Here is a 15574-nt window from a genome sequence, read left to right as displayed (position 1 = left end):
GCCTCAGCGCACCGCCGCGTCCGGGTAGCGACCGCCGGCCACCATGTCGCTGAGCGGCTGCAACTGCTCCAGCGCATCGGCGTCCAACTCGACGTCGACCGCGGCGGCGTTCTGGTCGAGCCGCTCGGACTTCCGGGTGCCCGGGATGGGCACCACCGTGACGCCCAGGCGCGACGCCTGCGCGTAGACCCATGCCAGCGCGACCTGGGCGGGCAGCACGCCGAGGCGCTCGGCGACGTTGCGCACGGTGTCGGCGATGACCTGGTTCTGCTGGCCGGCAGCGCCGGTGAACCGGGGATTGCGGGCCCGGAAGTCCTTGGCGTCCAACCGATCCGTCCGAACCGTTCCGGTGAGGAAGCCGCGGCCCAGCGGCGCGTAGGGCACCAGCCCGATGCCCAGCTCGGCCATCACCGGCGTGACCTGCTCGACGTCGCGCGTCCACAGCGAGTACTCGCTCTGCACGGCGGCGATGGGGTGCACGGCGTGGGCGCGACGCAGCAGATCCCCGCTGACCTCGCTGAGCCCGAGGTGGCGGACCTTGCCCTCGGCGACCAGCTCGGCCATCGCGCCGACGGTGTCCTCGATCTCGGCGTTCTGCGGTGGCCGGTGCAGGTAGTACAGGTCCACGTGGTCGACACCGAGCCGCAGCAGCGACGCCTCGCAGGAACGCTTCACGTAGGGCGGGTCGCCGCGGTGCACCCGCCGGTCGTCGCCGCTACTGCGATCGATGCCGAACTTCGTGGCGATCTGCACGTGGTCGCGCCTGCCCGCGATGCCGCGACCCACCAGCACCTCGTTGTGGCCGGCGCCGTATTGGTCGGCGGTGTCCAACAGCGTGACGCCCACGTCGATGGCGTGGCCGATGGTGGCGATGCTGGTGTCCCAGTCGGTGGCGCCGTAGTACTCGCTCATGCCCATGCAGCCCAGGCCCTGCGCCGAGGTCTCCAGACCCCCAAGGGTGGTGCGCTTCATCGTCGATCCCTTCCGAACGTGGCTCTCGAGTTCGACGGTAACCATCGGCCGCACCGTGACAAGGGGTGCAACACACCCAGGGACGCAGACGTCTGCACGACCCACCAATTCGAGTGTCGCCGAACCCCGTTCGGACGGACACCGCCCCCCAAACGCCGAAACCGCCCTGACCTGCTGACACAGGCGGGCGGTTCGTGGCGGTGGCGGAGGGATTTGAACCCTCGGTGGGGGGTTACCCCACACACGCTTTCGAGGCGTGCTCCTTAGGCCGCTCGGACACGCCACCGTGTGGCAGCTTACCGGGATCGGGCCGCCAGCCATAATCGCCGCCCAACGTGCGGTGATGGCGGGATCGGCGCCGGTTTCGCATCATGGCCGCGCACTCGGCGCAGCCGGGAGCGCGATCACCGCCGGCGCGCGAAGAACCCCTCCAGCAGCGCCGCGCACTCGTCGGCGAGCACCCCGCCGCGCACCTGCGGGCGATGAGTCAGCCGACGGTCACGCACCACGTCCCACAGCGAGCCGACGGCCCCCGTCTTCGGCTCCCACGCCCCGAACACGACGGCAGCCACCCGCGCCATCACCAGTGCGCCCGCGCACATCGTGCACGGCTCCACGGTCACCGCCAGCGTCGTCCCCTCCAGCCGCCAGCCGTCGCCGTACCGCTGCGCGGCCGCCCGCAACGCCAGGATCTCGGCGTGCGCGGTGGGATCACCCAGGCGCTCCCTGGCGTTCGCGGCGCGCGCCAACTCGGTCCCATCCGGGCCGAACACCACGGCACCGATGGGTACGTCGTCGGGTCCGGCAGACGCGGCCGCCGCGAGCGCCTCGCGGATCAGCCCGTCGGGCGTGATCACCTGTCGAGCTTGTCGAGCACCGCCGCCAGCTCGTCGCCGTACCCCATCTCCTGCGCGATGCGGGTCAGTTGTTCGTCGGCGTACTCGTCGTCGGCCAGGATGATGCTCAGCACGCCCTCGGACAACCCGAGATCGGCCAGCACGCCGAGGTCACCCACCTCGAACGGATCCTCGTCCTCGAGGTCGTCGACCTCGGCATCGGCGTCGAGCCGCTTGAACACTTCCTCGGCGAGGTCGTAGTCCAACGCCGCGGTGGCGTCGGACAGGAACAGCCGGGTGCCCGCCGGCGCCGGCCGCACGATCACGAAGAACTCGTCGTCGACGTCCAGCAGCCCGAACACCGCACCCGCACTGCGCAGTTCCCGCAACTCGGTCTCGGCCGCCGACAGGCTGTTCAGCGCCGCGGGCCGCATCAACGTGCAACGCCACTTGCCCTCTTCGCGGACGACGGCCACCCCGAAGCCGTCCGGGAGATCCGCCGCCTGGTCTCGCGCCTGCGCACGCTGTGCTCCCATGAGCTAAACGCTAGTCCCAAAACACACCCTTGACCAGCGGACGAGGCGCAGGTCCCGGCGACCCGACCGCGGGCCCGACGCGGCGACCCGGGAGACCCATGTGCCAACCTGGACGGCATGGCGGTGCCGGTGTGCGTGCTGGGTCTGGGTTTGATCGGCGGATCGCTGATGCGGGCGGCGGCGGTCACCGGACGCGAGGTGTTCGGCTACAACCGCTCCCCCGACGGCGTGGCCGCGGCCAGGGCCGACGGGTTCGACGCCACCGATGCGCTCGACGGGGTGCTGACGCGCGCGGCCGCCACCGATGCGCTCGTCGTGCTCGCCGTGCCGATGCCGGCGCTGCACACCATGCTCGACCACGTCGCCAGGCTCGCCCCGGCGTGCGCGCTCACCGACGTCGTCAGCGTCAAGGGCGCGGTGCTCGACGCCGTGCGCGCGCACGACCTCGCCGGGCGCTTCGTCGGCGGCCACCCCATGACCGGCACGGCGCACTCCGGCTGGACCGCGGGCGACGCCCGGCTGTTCGTGGACGCGCCGTGGGTGCTCAGCGTCGACGACGACGTCGACCCCGGGGTGTGGGCCACCGTCATGCACCTGGCGCTGGACTGCGGCTCGTTCGTGGTGCCCGCGCGCTCCGACGAACACGACGCGGCCGCGGCCGCCATCTCGCACCTGCCGCACCTGATGGCCGAGGCACTGGCGGTCTCGGCGGGCGACGTCCCCCTGGCCTTCGCGCTGGCCGCCGGCTCCTTCCGGGACGGCACGCGCGTCGCAGGCACCGCCCCGGACCTGGTGCGGGCGATGTGCGAGGCCAACGCCGACCACCTACGGACGTCGCTGGACCGCGCCATCGAGCTGCTGGTCCAGGCCCGGGACGGGCTCGCGGTCACCGGCACCGTCGCCGACCTGGTCGAGTCCGGTCACGCCGCCCGGGTGCGCTACGACGACTTCGCCCGACCACGGATCACGACGACGACCATCGGCGCGCCAGGGTGGCGCGCCGAGTTGGCCGCCGCCGGGCGCGCGGGCGGCGTCGTCAGATCCGCTCTGCCAGTCCTGGGTAGTCGAGGATGAAGCCGTCGTCGTCGACCGTGACCACGGTGTCGGCGACGGGCGAGACCACCTTGATGCCGTCCTTGATGTCGACGTCGGCGCTGGAGTAGCTGATGTGCTCCAACTCGACGGACAGATCCGGGAGGCGCAGGTAGACCACCGGCAGCGTCAACGACTCCGGCTGCCGGTAGATCCCGGTGCGCCGGATCGGCAGCGCGTTGAAGAACGGGCTGAACACGACGTCGACGTCCAACGCGCCCTCGAAGGCGGGACGCTTGGTCTGATTCTGGTGGTCCTGGACCAGCCAGGAGTTCTCCTCGCTACGGGCGATCGACAGCTGGCGCTCACGCTCGGCGAGCGTGAGCGTCAGTGACAGTCGCTTCGTGGCGCCGGACTCGTCGGTGACCAGGTCGTAGGACGCGCTGAACGCGGGGTGGGAATCCGTCGCCGCCGCCACGATCCGTCCGTATGCCTTGACGCGGTTGCCCGACAGCAGAACCCGGACCGACTCCATCCGGGTCGTGTCGTGCGCGCGCCAGGTCAGGACGGCCGGGTACGGGCCTTCGGGCTCCTCAGAGCGGGCTGCTGCACTCACCCCTCTACCGTAGGCGACGGACGTCCGCGTTCGTAGCGGGTGGCTGAACTCTGGCCAGATCGAGACACGGACGCCGCGTCGAGCGCCACCTCGTCGCCGAGCAGCGGCTGCGGCAGCCGGCCCGACGACGGACGCCGCCAGCGGTCGGCGCCCGGCTCGGACAGCCACACCGCCAGCGCCAGCAGCGCGTCGAGCAGCAGTGCCAGCACCGTGACCATCAGCGCCCCGACGAGCGCCAGGTAGAACTCACGCACCTTGATGCCGTCGATGAGGTAGCGCCCCAACCCGCCCAGGCTGGCGTAGGCGGCGACGGTCGCCGTCGCCACGATCTGCAGCGTCGCGGTGCGCAGCCCGCCGAGGATCAGCGGCAGCGCGTTCGGCACCTCGACCCGTAGCAGCACGCGCAGTTCGGTCATGCCCATCGACCGGGCGGCGTCCACCACCGTGCGGTCGACGTTCGCGATGCCCGAGTACGTGCCCGCCAGCAGCGGCGGGATGCCGAGCAGCATCAGCGCCACCGTGGGCGGGACCAGGCCCAGGCCCCACAGCAGCACGCCCAGCAGCAGCACGCCCAGCGTGGGGAGCGCGCGCAGGGCGTTCACCCCGGTGACGACGAGGAACGTCCCGCGCCCGGTGTGCCCGATGACCATGCCGATGGGCACGGCGACCACCGCCGACAACACCACGGCGACGGCGGTGTACTGAAGGTGTTCGAGGATGCGGGCGCCCAGACCCGCCGGGCCCGTCCAGTTGGCGCCGGTCGCGATGAACTCGAGCGCCTGCTGCAGGAAGTTCACCTCGCACCCGCCTTGGCGGGACGGCCGATGCGGACCCACGGCGTCGCGAGCTTGCCCGCCAGCATGATGAGCGTGTCGATGACGATGGCCAGGACGAAGATGGCCACGATGCCCGCGATGATCTGATCGCTCTTGTCCGACTGGTAGCCGTCGGTGAACCACGTGCCCAGACCGCCGATGCCGATCACCGAACCCACCGACACCATCGAGATGTTGGTGACCGCCACCACGCGCAAGCTCGCCACCAACACCGGAACGGCAAGGGGCAGCTCGACTTTCAACACTCGCGTCAACGGTCGGTACCCGATGGCCGTGGCGGCGTCGAGCACGGCGACGGGCACCGCGTCGAGCGCCTCCGGCACCGCCCGCACCAGGAGCGCGACGGTGTAGAGCGTCAGCGCGACGATGACGTTGGCCGGCGAGAGGATGGTGGTGGGGATGACCAGCGGGAGCACCACGAACAACGCCAGCGACGGGATGGTGAACACGATGCTGGCGACGATGGTCGTGAGCCGGCGCAACGTCCTGGTGCGCTGCACCAGCGCGCCGACGGGCACCGCGATCACCAACCCGAGCACCAGCGGCAGCAGCGACAGCCACAGGTGGACGACCGTCAGCTCCCAGGCGTCGTCGAGGTGGGTGAACAGGTAGTTCACGGGGCGCTCTCGCCCCACGGATCGCGGGGCCGGGCCCGCAGCGCCACCAGCACGTCGTCGGCCGTGACCCCGCCGAGCACCCGCCGGTCGGCGTCGACGGCCACCCCGAGCCCCGACGGCGACGACAGCGCCGCGTCGAGGGCCAGGCGCAGGGTGCCATCCGGCCCGAACAGCGAACCGCCGGCAATGGTGCTGTCGTACAACGACTTTCCGTCCCGGTACAGCGAGACGCCCGCCTCGTCGATCCACCCGTACGGCGAGCCGTCGGGCTTGGTGACCAGCGCCCACTGCCCCGGCGCGAGCCGCAGCCCGCCGATGCCCTGCTCGTCGACGGTCTCGATGTCGTGCAGCGGCAGCCCGGAGGCGTCGGCGAACTGCAGTCCGCGATACCCGCGGTCGGCGCCGACGAAGCCCGCCACGAAGTCGTTGGCCGGGTTGGACAGCAGCCGCTCGGGCTCGTCGTACTGCTGCAGCTTGCCGCCGCGGCCGAACACCGCGATCTTGTCGCCGAGCCGGATGGCCTCGTCGATGTCGTGCGTGACGAACACGATGGTCTTGCGCAACTCGTCCTGCAGCCGCAGGATCTCGGTCTGCAGTTCCTCGCGGACCACCGGGTCGACCGCACTGAAGGGCTCGTCCATCAGCAGGATCGGCGGGTCGGCCGCCAGCGCCCGCGCCACGCCGACGCGCTGCTGCTGACCGCCCGACAGCTGTGCCGGGTACCGGTTGGCGAGGTTGGGGTCGAGCCCCACGCGCTCCATCACGGCCAGCGCCGCCTTGCGGGCGGCGCGCCGCGACTCGCCCTTGAGCACCGGCACCGTGGCGACGTTGTCGACGACCCGCAGGTGCGGCATGAGGCCGGCGCTCTGGATCACGTAACCGATGCCCAGACGCAGCTTGACCGGGTCCACCTTGGTGACGTCCCTGCCGTCGACGGTCAGCGTGCCCGACGTCGGCTCGATCATCCGGTTGATCATCCGCATGGACGTGGTCTTGCCGCAGCCGGACGGGCCGACGAAGACCGCCAGCGTCCCGTCGGGAACGTCGAGGGTCAGCCCGTCGACGGCCACGGTGCCGTCGGGATAGCGCTTCGTGACCTCGGAGAACGTGATCATCCGACGGGCCTGTCGAATCCGTTTGCCTTGACCCACTTCTCGGCGGCCTCGTCGGGGTCGATGCCGCCGTTGCCGGACGTCTCGGTGTTCATCTCGACGAGCGCCTCCGTGGTGAGTTTGGCCGACACCGCGTCCAGCACGGTCTTGAGTTGGTCGGACATCTTCTGCGAGGCGACCAGTGGCACGACGTTGGCCGCCAGGAAGTTGTTCTTCGGATCCTCCAGCACGACCAGGTCGTTCTGCGGGATCGCGGGCGAGGTGGTGAAGATGTCGGCCGCGGTGACGGTACCGTCGACCAGCGCGCGCACGGTGGCGGGGCCGCCGCCGTCGCTGATCGACACGAAGTTCGCGGGTGCGATGTCCAAGCCGTACTTCGCCTTCAACCCGGGGATGCCCTCGGTGCGGTTCAAGAACTCCGACGGCCCCCCGAACTTGACCTCCGGGGAGTACTTCGCCAGGTCGGCGATGGTCTTGAGGTTCCACCGCTGTGCGGTCTCGGACGTGACCACCACGGCGTCCTGATCGTTGGCCGGCGAGGGCGTCAGGATCGAGAGGTCGCCGGGCAGCGCGCGGTACAGCGCCAGCAGCACCGCGTCGGGATCGGTGGCCTCGACGTCCTTCTGGAAGTACTGCAGCAGGTTGCCGGTGTATTCGGGGATCAGGTCGATCGAGTGATCCTTGAGGGCAGGCACATACGTCTCGCGGCTGCCGATGCCGAACTGCCTGCTGACGTCGAACCCGTTGGCTTCCAACGCCTGAGCGTAGATCTCGGCGATGATCCGGGATTCCGGGAAGTCCGCCGAGCCGACCTTGATCGACTTCAGGTCACCGGAGATCTGCCCTCCGCCGAGCGGATTCGCGCTCCCACACGCCGCGAGGAACAGGGTTGCCAGTACGGCCAGCACGACCGATTTCATGCGACCGTCCTTCCGACGTCACGTGCCAACTAGCGACAGTAGCGGCCGACAGTCGTCGTCGCCCGACTTTGGTACCCGGTCGGTTCCCGTTTCATTCGCCGCCAGTAGGGGCAAGATGATCACCATGAGCACCGACCCGCACGTGCCGGCGAACGATCCGCACTCCTCGTCACCGCTGGATGGCCCGCTGGATCCCGTCACGGGCGGCCCCGGCCATCCCGACACCCTGCCCCACGACCCCGCGGACCACTCCGCGTCGGAAGCGCCACCGCCGCCGGAGAACGCGGTGAAGTTCACGCGCGCGGCGGCGCTGTGGTCGGCGCTGGTGGTGGGCTTCCTCATCCTCATCGTGCTGCTGGTCTTCATCCTGCAGAACACCGACTCCACCACCGTCCACCTGTTCGGCTGGGCCTGGAGCCTGCCGGTGGGGGTCGCCATCCTGCTGGCCGCCGTCGGTGGCGGGTTGGTGACGTTCCTGGCCGGGACGGTGCGCATCATCCAGTTGCGCCGTGCGGCCAAGAAGAACTACAAGGTGGCCACGCGGGCCGTGCGGGGTTAGCCCCCGGACGCGCGCAGTGCCGCCAGGCCGCTCGAGATGCACAGCGGTACGGCCGCGGCGACCTGCGCGCCGTACTCGCTGACGCGCCCGTCGCCGGCCATCCGATCCCGGTACTCGATGCCCGCCGCGATGATGCCCAACTTGAAGTACGCCAGCGCCATGTAGAAGTCCCAGTGTGCGAGCGGCTGATCGGCGGCCAGCGAGTAGCGATGGGCCAGGTCGTCGGCATCGGGGATCAGCTCCGAGGCCCAGGCGGCATCGGCGTGCACGTTGTTGAACGTCGGATCGCGGTATACGCACATCAACGCGGCGTCCGACAGCGGGTCGCCCAGCGTCGACAGTTCCCAGTCGAGCACCGCCCGCACCGTGGCGGGGTCGTCGGCGTCGAGCATCGTGTTGTCGATGCGGTAGTCCCCGTGGACGATCGCGTTGCGGCTCTGCGGCGGGGTGCGCTCGGCGAGCTTGCCGTGCAGCGCCCGGACGTCGGCGTCGCGCGGATCGTCGTCGGTCTTGACCAGATCCCACTGCGAGCCCCAGCGCCGCACCTGCCGTTCCAGGTAGCCGGTGGGCCTGCCGAAGTCACCGAGCCCCACCGCCTCGGGGTCGACGGCATGCAGGGTCGCCAACACCTGGATCAAGCCGTCCACGCACGCGTCGACGGCGTCCTTGCCGCCCAGCGCCTCGAGATCGGCGGTGTAGCGCACCAGCCGCCCCGGCACGAACTCCACCATCTGGAACGTGGTGCCGATCGCGGCGTCGTCGGCGGCCATCGTGACGGCGCGGGCCACCGGCACGTCGGTACCCGCCAGCGCGGCGACGACGCGGAACTCGCGGGCCATGTCGTGTGCCGACGGGGTCAGCCCGTGCAGCGGAGGCCTGCGCAGCACCCACTTCGACGCGTCGTCGAACACCAGGAACGTCAGGTTCGAACGGCCGCCCGCGATGAGTTCCGCGCGCAGGTCGCCCGAGCGGGCGATCCCGATGCCGCGCAGGTGTCGGTCCAGGGCGGCGAGGTCGAGCCCCTCCGGCGAGCTGTAAGACTCCGTCGTCACAGCAGAATGTCTACCACCCCGCGTTTCGCGGCAGCAGATCCCATACGTGCTCGGTGGCGTTGATCGCCGCGACGCCCAGCCTGCCCTCGCGGGAGGCCAGCAGACGCGTGATGCCCGCGTAGTCCACACCGACGCTCAGCAGCCGCTCGGTGCGCATGATCTGGTGCACCAGTCCATTGATCACGCCGCCGTGGCTGAACAGCGCCACGGTCTCGTGGTGTTCGGCGGCGGCGACGATGTCCGCGACGCCCGCGGCGATCCGCTCCAGGAACGCCGCGGTGTCGACACCGCTGGGCAGCGGCCCGGACATCAACCGCTGGATCTCCTCTCGCGACATCTCCTCGGCGGGAACGTACTCGGACAGGTCGCGGTCGTACTCGGCCAACCGATCGTCGACGTCGACCGGCAGGCCGAGGGCTCGGGCCACCGGTTCGGCCGTCTGCCGCGCGCGCCGCTGCGGACTGCTCACCACACGTGAAATGGAGAAGCGCGCCAACGCATCCGGAAGGCGGGCGGCCTGTCGGACGCCCTCGGGCGAGAGGTCGGGATCAGACCCCTGACCGCGTTCACTGCGGAGCGGCAACGCGTGCCGGATGACCAGAAGTTGCATGAGCACCTTTCTCGATCTTGCCGGTGCCAGGGTATGACCCGTGCGAGCATCACCGTGACCGGGACCGGACTGGAGGCCGACATGGGGTATGCCGACGACTTGTTCGACCTGACCGACCGCGTCGTGCTGGTCACCGGCGGTAGCCGCGGGCTGGGACGCGAGATGGCGTTCGCGGCGGCCGAGTGCGGTGCCGACGTCGTGATCGCCAGCCGCGATCTCGAGTCGTGCGTGGTGACGGCCGAGGAGATCGCGGCGTCCACGGGCCGCACCGCGTTTCCCTACCAGGTACACGTCGGCCGGTGGGACCAGCTCGACGGGCTGGTCGACGCGGTCTACGAGCGATTCGGCACGCTCGACGTGCTGATCAACAACGCCGGCGCGTCACCGCTCTACGACTCGCTGCCCGCGGTCACCGAGAAGCTCTTCGACGCGGTGGTGAATCTGAACCTGAAGGGCCCGTTCCGGCTCTCGACGCTGGTCGCCGAGCGCATGGTGGCCGACGGGGGCGGTGCCATCGTCAACGTCAGTTCGGTCGGCTCGATCCGGCCCGAGGCGTACATGCTGCCCTACGCCGCCGCCAAGGCGGGCCTCAACGCGCTCACCGAAGGGCTGGCCAAGGCCTACGGTCCCACCGTCAGGGTGAACACCCTGATGGCCGGGCCGTTCCTCACCGACGTCAGCTCAGCGTGGGACTTCGGGGAGGCGCCGAACCCGTTCGCCCACCTGGCCCTCGGCAGACCCGGACAGCCGGCCGAAATCGTCGGCGCCGCACTGTTCCTCGCCTCCGACGCGTCCAGTTTCACCACCGGCGCCATCCTGCGCGCCGACGGCGGCACCCCGTGACGGCCGTCAGGGCGTGACGATCGCGAACCCGGGATCGGGCCGGTCGATCACCGACACCAGCGACGTCAGCGCGGCGGCGTCCCCCTCGATCCGCACGCCCTGCGAGTCGCCGCCGACGAGCGCCAGCAGCCTGCCCTTGTCCGCCAGCGTCACCGTGGCGTGGGCGGTGTCCGGGTCGGCGGCGGCTCGACGGTGCACCAGCACCCCGTTGCGCAACGTCAGCCGATGCGAGGCGCCGGTATCGGCGAAGACCACGTCGACGGCGAGGTCGAGATCCCACGCCCTGGGACCGTCGACGTTGATCGCCAGGGCATCGAACATCTGCTCGGGCGTCAGCTGCGCCAGCAGCGTCGGTGACGCGGCCTGGGTCGGGGTACCGAAGCCGCCGTCGCGCAACTCGGTGGCCCCGGACAGGAAGAAGTTGCGCCACACCGCGTTCTCGGCCCCGTAGGCCAACTGCTCCAACGTGTCCGCGTACAGCAGACGTGCACCCTGGTGCGCCGTATCGGTGAACGTGGCGTGATCCAGCAATGTTGCCGCCCAACGGAAATCACCGTCGTCGAAGGCGCGCTGGGCGATCTCGACCACGCGGTCCAACCCGCCGATGGCCTCGACGTAGCGCGGGCCGATGGCCTCCGGCGGATGCGCCCACAGCCGGCCCGGGTTGCCGTCGAACCACCCCATGTAGCGCTGATAGACGGCCTTGACGTTGTGGCTCACCGAACCGTAGTAGCCGCGGGCGTGCCACGCCCGCTCCAGCGCGGGCGGCATCGCGAAGTCCTCGGCGATCTCGATGCCGGTGTGCCCCTGGTTGAGCAGCCGCAGCGTCTGATCGTGCAGATACGAGTACAGATCGCGCTGCAGCGACAGGAACTCCACGATGCGGTCCCGACCCCAGGTGGGCCAGTGGTGCGACGCGAACACGACGTCGGCGCGGTCGGCGAAGGCGTCGATGGCCTCGGTGAGGTAGCCCGCCCAGCCGTGCGGATCACGGACCAGCGCGCCGCGCAGCGTCAGCAGGTTGTGCAGATTGTGCGTGGCGTTCTCCGCCATGCACAACGCCCGAAAACCGGGAAAGTAGAAGTGCATCTCGGCGGGAGCCTCGGTACCGGGCGCCATCTGGAACTCGATCTCGACACCGTCGACGACGTGCGTCTCTCCGGTGGCCCGGACGTCGAGCGTGGGCACGATCAGCGCCACCTCGCCCGAGGAGGGCACCTGCCCCAGCCCGCAACCCACCTGCCCCCGCACGCCGCGCGCCAGCGCCGCGCCGTACATGTACCCGGCGCGGCGCGCCATCGCCGTCCCGGCGTACACGTTCTCCTGCACGGCGTGCTGGGTGAAGCCCTCCGGCGCGATCACCACGACGCGGCCGGCGTCGACGTCGGCCTGCGTGGTGACGCCCAGGACACCCCCGAAGTGGTCGACGTGACTGTGGGTGTAGATCACCGCGACCACGGGCCGATCGCCCCGGTGTTCGCGGTACAGCGACAGCGCCGCGGCCGCGGTCTCGGTGCTGACGAGCGGGTCGATGACGATGATGCCGGTGTCACCCTCCACGAACGTGACGTTCGACAGGTCGAGGCCGCGCACCTGGAAGATGCCGGGGGGATCCTCCCCCGTCGCCCCGCTGGCCCTGGTCACCTCGAACAGGCCCTGTTTGGCGGCCAGCGTCGACTGCCGCCACAGGCTGGGGTGCACGCTGACGGGTGCGTCGCCGTCGAGGAACGCGTACGCGTCGTTGTCCCAGACGGTTCTGCCGTCGGCGGCGCGCACCACGCACGGTTGCATGGCCCCGATGAATCCCCGTTCGGCGTCGGCGACGTCGCGGACGTCGTCGAACGGCAGTTCGGCGAGGGCAGCGGCATGGGCACCGGCGATGGCCGCGGTGGGCTGCTTCTGATCCATGCCCCAGAGCGTGCCACTCGCGTGACCGCAACGGGATGAAACGACCACGCGGAAGGTCCCGGGTTCGCTCAGAGACGATGCAGCGTCACGTCGCCCAGCTGCCCGTCGGCAACGGTCGCGGTCATGAAGGTGCAGTGCGGCTGCCTGCGCCGGTCGGTGGGAGAACCCGGGTTGAGCAGCCGCAGCCCGGTCTCGGCCGTGGTGTCCCACGGGATGTGGCTGTGACCGAAGACCAGGACGTCGGTGTCGGGGTAGAGCGCCGCCATCCGTGTCTCGCGGCGCGCCGCCTGACCCGTCTCGTGGACGACGGTGAAGCGCAGGCCACCCAGCGTGGCGTCGGCGCGCTCTGGCAGCCTGCGGCGCACGTCGTCGCCATCGTTGTTGCCCCAGCACGCCACCAGACGGTGTGAGCGGTCCTCCAGCCGGTCCAACAGCTCCACCGACATCCAGTCACCCGCGTGCACCACGACGTCGGCGGCGGCGACCTCGTCCCACACCCGTGCGGGCAGGTCACGCGCCCGCGTGGGCACGTGCGTGTCGGCGATCAGGAGCAGACGCATCGACCTCAGGGTACGGCTCGGGCTCAGCGGACGGCTCGGGGCACGGGCGGTCGCCCCGCAGCCACCCCCGTTCCGTTGCTGGCACCTACCCGCCGGCCGCAGCGACGTTTCGTACCTTTCGCTTGACAGTCCAAGCAAGTGCGCGAACGATGACCAGGGAACTGGGGGTATGTGGTGTTCACACGATCGACGAGGTGGGTGCTGGCCGCGGGAGCGGCGGCGCTGACCGTCCATGCCTCGTGGTTGCTGGCAGGATGGGGAGGCCCTGGCGTCACCCGCGTCGTCGACGCCGTCGGTTCGCTGCTGTTCAGCATCTTCGCCAGCGCGTGCTGCGCCGCGGTCGCCGTCGCCGCCTCGGGCCGTCGGCGCGTGGCGTGGGCGGTGTTCACCTGCGGGCTCCTCGCCTGGGTCGTCGGCGACGCCGTCTGGGCCCACGCGCAACTGACCGCCGGCGCCCCGCCGACGTTCCCCTCCGCCCTGGACGTCGCCTACCTGATGCTGCCCGTGGCGATGTGCGCGGCGTGGATCCTCAACACCCCGACGCGGGCACTGCTGGGATTGCGTGCGGTGCTCGACGGCCTGATCGTGGCCTCGGCGCTGTTCCTGGTGTCGTGGTGGCTGCTGCTGAGCAAGATCGTCGCCCAGCACGACGACGGCGACACGCTGCACCTGCTCACCGCATTCGCCTACCCGGTCGGCGACATCGTGGTGGTCACCGTCGGGCTCGTCGCGCTGTCGGGCGCCGCGGCCGGCCACCGCAGCGGCATCGCGCTCGTCACCTCGGGCACCGTGGCCATCGCCGCCACCGACGGGATGCTGCTCTACCTCGACCTCAGCGACGGCGACCGCACCACGCCCCTCCTCGGAATCGGTTGGGCCACTGGGCTCCTGCTCCTGGCCGCCGGCGCGCTGAACGCGTTGGGATCGTCGTCGGCGCCCGCCATGGAACCGACCCGCCAGCGGGTGTTGTTCTGGCTGCCCTACGCACCCATGCCCCTCGCCGCGGTGGTAGGCGTGCGCGAACTGTGGACCCCGTCGGAGCACGCCCCCGTGCTGATCGCCGGGCTGATCCTGGTGACCGCCGCGCTGACCCGACAGTTCACCGTCCTGATCGACAACCGGAACCTGCTGTGCCGCATCGCCGAAGAAGCCCGACGCGATCATCTGACGGGACTACCCAACCGGATGGCGTTCACCGATCGGCTCGACCGGGCCATGCGGTCGCCTGCCACCACCGGCAACGAGGTGGCCGTGATCGCCCTGGACCTCGACGACTTCAAGTTGGTCAACGACAATCTCGGCCACCCTGCCGGGGACGCCATGCTGTGCGGGGTCGCGCGGCGGCTGGCGCAGGCGGTGCCACCCGAGCACGTCCTGGCGCGGTTCGGCGGCGACGAGTTCGCCGTGCTCGTCGTCGGCGGCCCCCAGGAGGCCCGGCACGTCGCTCAGCGCGTGGTGGAGGCCTTCGACCGCCCGTTCGTGGTCGAGGGCGACGAGATCTACATGCACCCCAGTGTCGGATTGGCCATCACGTCCACTGCGTCCACGTCCACTGCCTCCACGTCCGAGGAAACACCCGTCGACGCCGACGACCTGCTCAAGCGCGCCGACGTCGCGATGTATGCGGCCAAGCGCAGCGGCGTCGGCGGCGTGCACCCGTTCACCCCCGAGTTGCGTCACGCCGATCCTGCGCCGGTGGCGGCCGCCTGGCAGCCCAGCGGCCGACGGCACCGCGGGCCGACACCGAGCATTCAGCTGCTCGGCGACCTACGCCGCGCCATCGACGACGACGCCCTGGTCCTCGTCTACCAACCGAAGGTGAGCCTGAGCACCGGGTCCACGATCGGCGTCGAAGCCCTGGTGCGCTGGCCCCATCCGACGTTGGGCATGCTCACGCCCAACCAGTTCCTGCCGCTGGTCCGCCAGAACGGGCTGATGAACGCGGTCACCGACCTGGTCGTCGATCACGCGGTGCGCGACGCCCGCGGGTGGTACCGCACCGACCATCCGGTACCCGTGGCGATCAACCTCTTCGCCCCGTCACTGAGCGATCGGTCGTTGCCCGACAGGCTGATCGAGGCGCTCGACGCCGCCGGGCTGCCGCCTGCGGCACTCTCGGTGGAGATTACCGAGCACCTGCTCCTGGCCAACATCCGGCGCGCGGCCGATGTCACCGAGCGCCTGCGCGGCAACGGGATTCGCGTCGCCATCGACGACTTCGGCAGCGGTTACTCCACCATGAGCTACCTACGCGATCTCGCGATCGACGAACTGAAGCTGGACCGGCAGTTCATCGCGCCGGTGCTCCGCAGCGAACGGGCCGCCGCGATCGTGCGGTCCGTCATCGACCTGGCGCACGCCCTCGGCATCGCGTGTGTGGCCGAGGGCGTCGAGGACCACCCGACCGCAGACCTGTTGCGCGAGTATGGCTGCGACGTGGCCCAGGGCCACCACTTCGCCCGCCCCATGCCCGCGCGCGCACTGCTCCACGCCTGCCGTCAGCGGTTCGACGAGGTGATCGTGTCCCCGCTGCCGGCCGACGAGAACTTCAGACCACGGCTGTGA

At 70.5% G+C, this 15574-nt stretch carries 16 protein-coding genes and 1 tRNA gene; 4 read left to right on the top strand and 13 right to left on the bottom strand.

Annotated elements, in window-relative coordinates; all coding sequences use genetic code 11:
- Positions 1-3: 3 nt before the first annotated feature.
- The 4 genes from AC30CM_RS04245 to AC30CM_RS04230 all read right to left on the bottom strand — a co-directional run bounded on the left by AC30CM_RS04245 (position 4) and on the right by AC30CM_RS04230 (position 2344).
- Positions 4-972 (bottom strand): aldo/keto reductase, encoded by a 969-nt coding sequence (locus AC30CM_RS04245; protein WP_490115572.1) that lies wholly within the window; start codon positions 970-972, stop codon positions 4-6.
- Positions 973-1167: 195 nt separating this feature from the next.
- Positions 1168-1258: transfer RNA gene (locus AC30CM_RS04240), tRNA-Ser, on the bottom strand.
- Between the two features lie 118 nt (positions 1259-1376).
- Positions 1377-1826, bottom strand: coding sequence for a nucleoside deaminase (locus AC30CM_RS04235; RefSeq protein WP_490115624.1), 450 nt, complete (start codon positions 1824-1826; stop codon positions 1377-1379).
- The gene (locus AC30CM_RS04230; protein ID WP_490115571.1) at positions 1826-2344 is read right to left on the bottom strand and encodes a tRNA adenosine deaminase-associated protein; all 519 of its coding nucleotides are present in this window, start codon (positions 2342-2344) and stop codon (positions 1826-1828) included. The genes AC30CM_RS04235 and AC30CM_RS04230 overlap by 1 nt, the downstream gene beginning before the upstream one ends.
- Before the next feature lie 129 nt (positions 2345-2473).
- On the opposite strand from AC30CM_RS04230, the gene AC30CM_RS04225 reads away from it, so the two are divergent.
- The gene (locus AC30CM_RS04225) at positions 2474-3418 is read left to right on the top strand and encodes a prephenate dehydrogenase (protein WP_490115623.1); all 945 of its coding nucleotides are present in this window, start codon (positions 2474-2476) and stop codon (positions 3416-3418) included.
- On the opposite strand, the gene AC30CM_RS04220 is transcribed toward AC30CM_RS04225, so the two are convergent.
- Genes AC30CM_RS04220 through AC30CM_RS04200 form a run of 5 tightly spaced genes read right to left on the bottom strand, consistent with a single transcriptional unit; the run spans position 3381 to position 7477 of the window.
- Positions 3381-3992, bottom strand: coding sequence for a putative glycolipid-binding domain-containing protein (locus AC30CM_RS04220; RefSeq protein WP_490115570.1), 612 nt, complete (start codon positions 3990-3992; stop codon positions 3381-3383). The genes AC30CM_RS04225 and AC30CM_RS04220 overlap by 38 nt on opposite strands.
- Positions 3989-4789 (bottom strand): ABC transporter permease, encoded by an 801-nt coding sequence (locus AC30CM_RS04215; RefSeq protein WP_490115569.1) that lies wholly within the window; start codon positions 4787-4789, stop codon positions 3989-3991. Before AC30CM_RS04215 ends, AC30CM_RS04220 begins: the two co-directional genes overlap by 4 nt.
- Complete coding sequence (locus AC30CM_RS04210; RefSeq protein ID WP_490115568.1) at positions 4786-5445, bottom strand: ABC transporter permease; 660 nt, start codon at positions 5443-5445, stop codon at positions 4786-4788. The genes AC30CM_RS04215 and AC30CM_RS04210 overlap by 4 nt, the downstream gene beginning before the upstream one ends.
- Complete coding sequence (locus AC30CM_RS04205) at positions 5442-6560, bottom strand: ABC transporter ATP-binding protein (RefSeq protein ID WP_490115567.1); 1119 nt, start codon at positions 6558-6560, stop codon at positions 5442-5444. Before AC30CM_RS04205 ends, AC30CM_RS04210 begins: the two co-directional genes overlap by 4 nt.
- Entirely contained in the window at positions 6557-7477 is a 921-nt protein-coding gene (locus AC30CM_RS04200; RefSeq protein ID WP_490115566.1) for an ABC transporter substrate-binding protein, read from the bottom strand. The genes AC30CM_RS04205 and AC30CM_RS04200 overlap by 4 nt, the downstream gene beginning before the upstream one ends.
- 124 nt (positions 7478-7601) lie before the next feature.
- On the opposite strand from AC30CM_RS04200, the gene AC30CM_RS04195 reads away from it, so the two are divergent.
- The gene (locus AC30CM_RS04195) at positions 7602-8036 is read left to right on the top strand and encodes a LapA family protein (protein ID WP_490115565.1); all 435 of its coding nucleotides are present in this window, start codon (positions 7602-7604) and stop codon (positions 8034-8036) included.
- Here the strand turns inward: AC30CM_RS04195 and AC30CM_RS04190 are convergent.
- Both AC30CM_RS04190 and AC30CM_RS04185 read right to left on the bottom strand, forming a co-directional pair.
- Entirely contained in the window at positions 8033-9088 is a 1056-nt protein-coding gene (locus AC30CM_RS04190) for a phosphotransferase family protein (protein ID WP_490115564.1), read from the bottom strand. The two genes, AC30CM_RS04195 and AC30CM_RS04190, sit on opposite strands and share 4 nt — an antisense overlap.
- Positions 9089-9098: 10 nt before the next feature.
- Positions 9099-9698 (bottom strand): histidine phosphatase family protein, encoded by a 600-nt coding sequence (locus tag AC30CM_RS04185; RefSeq protein WP_490115563.1) that lies wholly within the window; start codon positions 9696-9698, stop codon positions 9099-9101.
- A gap of 81 nt (positions 9699-9779) precedes the next feature.
- On the opposite strand from AC30CM_RS04185, the gene AC30CM_RS04180 reads away from it, so the two are divergent.
- On the top strand, positions 9780-10541 hold the full coding sequence (locus AC30CM_RS04180; protein WP_490115622.1) for an SDR family NAD(P)-dependent oxidoreductase: 762 nt from the start codon (positions 9780-9782) through the stop codon (positions 10539-10541).
- Positions 10542-10547: 6 nt separating this feature from the next.
- On the opposite strand, the gene AC30CM_RS04175 is transcribed toward AC30CM_RS04180, so the two are convergent.
- Both AC30CM_RS04175 and AC30CM_RS04170 read right to left on the bottom strand, forming a co-directional pair.
- Complete coding sequence (locus AC30CM_RS04175) at positions 10548-12449, bottom strand: alkyl/aryl-sulfatase (RefSeq protein ID WP_490115562.1); 1902 nt, start codon at positions 12447-12449, stop codon at positions 10548-10550.
- A gap of 68 nt (positions 12450-12517) precedes the next feature.
- Positions 12518-13009 carry a metallophosphoesterase family protein gene (locus AC30CM_RS04170; protein ID WP_490115561.1) on the bottom strand — a complete coding sequence of 164 codons (492 nt, stop codon included), beginning with the start codon at positions 13007-13009 and terminating at the stop codon, positions 12518-12520.
- 174 nt (positions 13010-13183) lie between these two features.
- Between AC30CM_RS04170 and AC30CM_RS04165 the strand changes: the two genes are divergently transcribed.
- Positions 13184-15574: a putative bifunctional diguanylate cyclase/phosphodiesterase gene (locus tag AC30CM_RS04165; RefSeq protein WP_490115560.1), complete on the top strand. Its 2391-nt coding sequence runs from the start codon at positions 13184-13186 to the stop codon at positions 15572-15574.

The sequence above is a fragment of the Mycobacterium sp. DHQP2018-32-09 genome, assembly GCF_058148405.1.
The sequence above is the reverse complement of the archived record's forward strand: the minus strand, read 5'-3'. Positions and strand labels throughout refer to the sequence as shown.